Raw genomic sequence first — 5,797 nt, 5'->3', positions numbered from 1 at the left:
TCCCAAGGCTGGCCATCTCTGTCACAATGTCGGCAGCGCGCCATTGCGTCGGAATGATGACCACGTCTGGCGGCTGCTTGACCAGTTCCTCTCGGCTCACAATTCTCTGGCCCACCCCGGGCACATGAGTGCCGACCTTGTTGGGATCCGAATCGACGACCAAGGGAAACTGCTCGGCCCTAACCCCAAAGTGGTGCATGAAGGCTGCCCCTTTCCCCGTACCTCCCCATATGGCAACCCGCAGGCCACTGCAGGCAAGCTCGTGAAGCTGGGCCGCAATCCTGCGCCGGGCCGCTTGGCTGCGCTGCAGGAATTGGGCTGCTGCTTCTGCTCGTAGCCGCCAGTCGGGGGGTAGCCAGAGCTCCACGATGGCCAGCACCACTTCCCCATCGTAGGCATGCCACAGGCTCACAATGGCACCCACGCGCTGTAACAGGGCACGTAGCGACTCGGTACTGAACTGCTGGGGGTGTTCGTAGTAAAAATCCACCAATCGGCCTGTAGAGAAGACCCGGTCAATACAAGGTACTTCAACAAGCAGGCGTACAGTCTTCTCACATTGACTCGCAGCCCACGCCAACTGCTGCAGGAAAGCTGCTGGTTGGCTAAAGTGCTCCAGCACGTGGCGCATCACCACCAGATCCGGTTGAATGCGCAGCAGATCCTCAACCGGCTCAAAAAGCCGCGCCTCAAACTGGAAGTCGCGGGGGAAGTCGTCTGGTTGGTGGGGATCAAATCCGATGTACTGCCCTTGCCGACAAGCAGCCAACGCGCGCAGAAAGTGACCACAGCCGCACCCAATCTCAACCACTGTTGGCTTCTGGGGCAGGCGGGTCAACGCCTCATCCGCCAGTTGTGCCAGGTGCCGGTTCCACAGGATCCCGGCGTTGAACATGAGGTTGGGCTGGCTGGGGTAGGGAACATCCTCATAGCAGAAGGCGCGATTCCAGACATGGCCACAGGCAATGCACTGGACAAAGTCAAGCCGATAACGGGGCATTGCCCGCGCCTCATGTTCAGTGCGCGGCCAGCCTAGGGTGGCAAGCGGCGCCATCCCGCCGTCAAAAAAAGGGTGGGCCGCTACTTCGCCACATGCCGGGCAGGAGTCGGAGTAAAGGGGAGTCATCAGAAAAACGCAGCACTGAGGCTATCGTACTACTACCCTGCAACAAACCCTGACCCTAGTCTGCAAGCTAGCCCCCACCCCAGTCCAGGCGGCCAAGAAAGGCCTTGGGAAGGGGATGGGGAGTCCAACGCCGCCAACCTGATTGCCCCATCTGGAGCTGCTGTAAACCAGCCCTTGCAGGGCTACCGCTTCAAGGAAGCAAGCTATAGCCGTGGAGGAGTTTACTCAAGCACGGCGTATGACATGCACGTCGCGTAGGGGAAGCGGATCAGACGGAGATTGCGGATGCCCAGCGTCTCCAACGTCGCCAGCGTCTCACCTGGAAACTGACGCATGTTGAGCTCGTCAAACAAGATCACTGCTCCCTTGGGCATGCGCGGCACGAGCAATTCCAGGGCCAGTTTTGTCGGCTCGTAGAGGTCGACATCAAGATGCAGCAAAGAGACAACCAAATGGGGGTTGTCTTCAAGATACTTGGGCAGTGTAACACGCAGATCGCCCTCGACTAGCTTCAGTTTTGGTAGGTGGCCAAGAAAGCGGGTCAAATCGTGGATGGACGCGGCACGCAGAATATCGTTGGCCATGCCGCTTTCGACGGCAAAACCACCGGGACGGGTATGTTCGGAAACCTGATGACCTGCCAGATCGGCTGCAGACAATTCTGGAAAACCCGTGAAAGTATCGAAGCCGATGATCTCGCGCAGATAATTGGTTGGCTCGAAAATCGAGCTCAGGTGATACCAGGTCATGAGGCTTGCGCCACGGGCAACCCCCATCTCAACAACTGAACCGTGAACGTGCAGTTGCTTCTGGAACACCTCGGCGCGTGCCAAGAATTTCGTTAAGCTTTCCCGCGTGACGTATTTGGTAAAATTTTCCAGTTTGATGTTGGCGCTGCCGGGGCTCTCGGCCCAGTAGCGCTCCAGTTCTGCCAGGCACCTGATATTGGCTTCGCTTTGACGGGATGACTCGCGGATCATGCCGCTCAAGGGATGGTTAGTGCTGCTCATGGGGCATTCTCCTTGGTTGCAAGTGCTTTCAGTCCTTCTTCCGCCAAATCTTGCCAGCGCCAGCCTCGTTCAATGAAGAAAGGATCGGTCAAATCGGTATAGCGCAGCGTAACCGCAAATCTTACATCTTCACTGCGGTTCAGGTTGGCCGAGTGCGGCAATAGTCCGTCGAAGAGAACCAGGTCACCTGCCATTAGTTCGAGCTGACGCTGCTCTTTGAAGGAAGCGGTGACTTCTGGCAAAAGCGTAATCCACTTGTTTTTTCCACGCAGCGCCTCGTCGTAGGCGTGGGGCAGCAGACCTCGCTTGTGTTCGCCAGGTGCAACCACCAACCCACCATTAAAGGCGCCGGTATTCTGTAACGGAATGTAGGCCACTACGTGATGCTGTGGGCCGTAGAAACGATCCTGATGCCAGTGGGCAACATGCCATTCGTGGCCGGGCATGTTCATGATCATGTTCAGGCGTGGATGGATGGCGATGTGCTCGCTGCCCAGTATCTCTCTAACCCAACTCGTGAGCAAGCGGCTGCTTGCCAGTTCAAACATCCAAGGCCGACGATTAACCTCCTCATAAATCCAAGACTGTGCCTCCGGCTTGGCCCGCCACAGAGTAATGAGCGAGCGCGACAAACGACGCACAGGGTCACTTTCTTCACTGGCTGAAAGGCCAAACCGCTCAAGCTGGGTGGCGACCAGCCAGTGCAGGTCATCTGCCCACTCATTTAGCAAGGCGGGCGAAATAAACTGGGGGATATGGCAGTAGCCGAGTTCTGTAAATTGCTCCCTGAGCTGTTTCATGTTCACTCTCCTTTTATCGTAGAGTCTTCCAAGCCTGTGCTGCCTCTTGGGAGATAGTGCCAGCATAGTAGCCCTGAATCGGAAAGTAAAACGGTTGATCTTCAGCGGGCTTGCGCAGCACGCAGTAAAGCAGGGCATTTTGGCTAATCTGATTTTTGGTGGCTAGTTCGAGAATATCCTCCCGTTTCCATAGTTGCACAAACTTCAGTGGGTTGTATTCGACGTAGAGATAAGCCATTATCGTATAACCATTTGCCTGAGCTAGATCCCAGAAAAAAGTCGGTTGCACGTTGTAAAAACCATGGTCGAACCAGCCAGTAAAGGGCAGGCCATGGATCATCAAGCCGCCAGGCAGTGTGTAGTCGTGTATGGTTTTCATTACCTGAGCAATGTTGAAGATGTGCTTGGCTGTGCCAAGGTTAAAAACAACATCATAACGCTGGGGCAACTCAATAGGGAAATTGAGATCCAGCTTGAGAGCTGTCTCGGTGCCGTGAAGATCCACCGCCGTCATGGAGCGCGGCTGCCAGAAGGTGCGCCAAAAGATCTTGGCAATCTCGAACAGCATTCCGGGGCGCTTGGCTTGAGTTATTTCATCGAGCTGACGGAAGAGGGCAGTACGTTCTTCCTCTTTGGCAAAGCGATAAATGTCTTGGCCAAGCTGCTCGACAGCCACGTCGCCATACCAGTTGGCTTCGCCCAGTTCCAAACAGTCTCCTCCAAGTGGAATGGCGTTTTGCTCCCGCATTTGGCGAAATAGGGTGTATTCGATGGCGGTAATAGCCATAAATCTCTCTCAGAGAAAATTGCAGCGGCGGCAGGGCTCGACACGCAGACGGTTGTCCACTGTTGTGCGCAGTCGGCGATAGCTTGGGCTGTTGTAGATGTCGAGGACATGCTGCTCCCGAACGTTGCCTATGGGGTAGCGTGCCTGGCCATCGGCGCAACAATGGGCTACTACACCCGTTGCTGTGATCGATATATCAAACCAGCGGGTGCAGGCTACAGGCGGCACTGCGGAAGGGGGCATGTCAACCTGGCCAAGCCAGTTCGTGCGTGGAAAAATGCTCACTTCAAACAAGGGATAAGTTGTCTTTACCCAGACAGCAAAATCTTTATCAACTGCCGTGCCGTCACCGACACGCGACAGCACAATGCGCATTGGCAAACGTCCTTCAGCTTTTGCTTTGTGCAGCATGTCCAGGCTTTCGCGGGTTCGTCTATAGGGCAACCTCATTGTTGCCTCATATTCGTTCGGGCGATGATCGTTAAAACTAACCCACAAGTAGCCAAGATTGGGGAACTGGGTCAATCGTTCCAAGATCCGCTCGTTGATAAGCGAAGCATTGGTAGTCAAGGTGATGGTAGCGTGTGGTAACTCAGACTGGAGGTACGTAAGCAAATCAAAAATCCGTGCATCCAAAAATGGCTCATTGACCTTGAAGGGGCTTAATTGAAAGCGATGAAGACGTGGAATGTCTTTAAGGTCGTTGACGATTTTCTCTATGAGAGCATCGTCCATCTTTGTCCCTTTTCTTTCTAGCGAAGGATAGGGACAAAAGTTGCAGGCAGCGTTGCAGCGCGCCATCGTTTCCAGATGGACGTGGGCTGGAAAGTCAATGTATGAACTCTCCCGCATGGCCAGAGCTCTTCTCTGATAGTCCAGTAAGTTAGGCGGAATTGGGCTCATTTCAACGTTCTCTTGAAGCATGGAATTTTCTCCTGCAATATCTTCCCTACTGATTACAACACTTCCACGCAAGCTCTAGTGTAGGGGCTCTGCACCATTAGCGGGAAGGCTGCTGCCTGTGTCTGTTATGAGCTACCCCAGTGCATGGGTGGGTGGGGTTCCCCGCCTACCTAACGACAAGGCTTTTGTCTCTTCCCCTGCTCCAGTTGTTTCATCGTTCGCGGCAGCGGGACGGCGTCCATCCTGTGTACCGAGTCTGCGTTCGCAAAGCGTGGCGCTAGCCATATCTGTAGAGCTGAAGCATCCAAGACTCACGAGGCGGGTTCCCAGCCCTGGTTGGTAGCAACATCGAACATAACCCTCACCGACCCCCTGTCCCTCTCTATCGCAAAACCACAAGCAGACACAGACATGATAGCGGTACAGATTGACTCTAAGTGTATTGTTTCGTGCGGCGGTGCTCTGGTACACCCAAAGTCAATCTAGGGGCGCTGTCCATTCCCACCGTCTATACAGGGGGGCACTCCGCGCGTTTTGTTGACCCAGCCAGCAATAGGTTGAGCTGCGCTGAAAGATAGGCCAGACTAGGTTCGGTATGGCTAAGTGTGTCAGAACGAAGGAGGCGGCCAGCTCTTTGTTCGATTCCTCTCCAGCAACAACGCTTGGCTTCTGAAGCTTATCTGGTCAGTAGGACTTGCTGCCCGCAACTTGCCCGCAAGACTAAAGGAACGCCGCAAAGCCTTACGCAGCAAGCGTTTGCCGACTTAAAACTGCTGGCTTCCAAACTGCTGTTGTCGGTTCGATTCCGTCCGCCCGCTTCCACGCAACAAACACCGAACCAAACCGCAAAACCTGCTCCAGATGAGCACTTCCAGCCTCGAACCTTAGTCGAGGGTGCGTTTGAGTTAGGGGTGAATGGGGTAAGTTGGGGGTGAAAAGTAGCCGCAAAAAGGCCGCAAGGCTGAGGGCTGTGCGAGATGACTGAGAAGGCGCTGGTGCATATCCGAGTGGACAAACAGGCGTTACACCTGACGTGGACGTACCACGGGAAGCAGTAGCGGTTGTCCACCGGGATCCAGGACACGGCGGTCGGACGGCGGGTGAAGTCGGAAGCTGGTTGTCTTGGTTGAGCTTCTCGATGAGGAGTTGGATGAAGAAGCTGCTTTCAGAT

The 5,797-nt window shown here is 54.8% G+C and carries 5 protein-coding genes; all 5 read right to left on the bottom strand.

What is annotated here, in order from left to right:
- Nucleotides 1–1,126: class I SAM-dependent methyltransferase (locus NW857_RS12010; RefSeq protein WP_414369062.1), on the bottom strand; the 1,126-nt coding region annotated here is incomplete at its 3' end.
- Between the two features lie 221 nt (nt 1,127–1,347).
- The gene (locus NW857_RS12005; RefSeq protein ID WP_414347530.1) at nt 1,348–2,136 is read right to left on the bottom strand and encodes a TylF/MycF/NovP-related O-methyltransferase; all 789 of its coding nucleotides are present in this window, start codon (nt 2,134–2,136) and stop codon (nt 1,348–1,350) included.
- Nucleotides 2,133–2,936, bottom strand: a complete 804-nt coding sequence (locus NW857_RS12000; protein ID WP_414347532.1) for a phytanoyl-CoA dioxygenase family protein — start codon at nt 2,934–2,936, stop codon at nt 2,133–2,135. The genes NW857_RS12005 and NW857_RS12000 overlap by 4 nt, the downstream gene beginning before the upstream one ends.
- Before the next feature lie 13 nt (nt 2,937–2,949).
- Nucleotides 2,950–3,723: a hypothetical protein gene (locus NW857_RS11995; protein WP_414347534.1), complete on the bottom strand. Its 774-nt coding sequence runs from the start codon at nt 3,721–3,723 to the stop codon at nt 2,950–2,952.
- 9 nt (nt 3,724–3,732) lie between these two features.
- Nucleotides 3,733–4,647, bottom strand: a complete 915-nt coding sequence (locus tag NW857_RS11990) for a radical SAM/SPASM domain-containing protein (RefSeq protein WP_414347537.1) — start codon at nt 4,645–4,647, stop codon at nt 3,733–3,735.
- Between the last annotated feature and the right edge of the window lie 1,150 nt (nt 4,648–5,797).

Origin of the sequence: Synechococcus sp. H55.9 (assembly GCF_047462355.1) — a bacterium.
Lineage (GTDB): Bacteria > Cyanobacteriota > Cyanobacteriia > Thermostichales > Thermostichaceae > Thermostichus.
Note: the sequence above shows the minus strand (reverse complement) of the source record. Positions and strands in the feature narration are given on the sequence as shown.

Coding starts and splice junctions, on each gene's coding strand:
- NW857_RS12000 (WP_414347532.1), bottom strand. CDS start 2,936: ATGAAACAGCTCAGGGAGCAATTTACAGAACTCGGCTACTGCCATATC.
- NW857_RS11990 (WP_414347537.1), bottom strand. CDS start 4,647: ATGCTTCAAGAGAACGTTGAAATGAGCCCAATTCCGCCTAACTTACTG.
- NW857_RS12005 (WP_414347530.1), bottom strand. CDS start 2,136: ATGAGCAGCACTAACCATCCCTTGAGCGGCATGATCCGCGAGTCATCC.
- NW857_RS11995 (WP_414347534.1), bottom strand. CDS start 3,723: ATGGCTATTACCGCCATCGAATACACCCTATTTCGCCAAATGCGGGAG.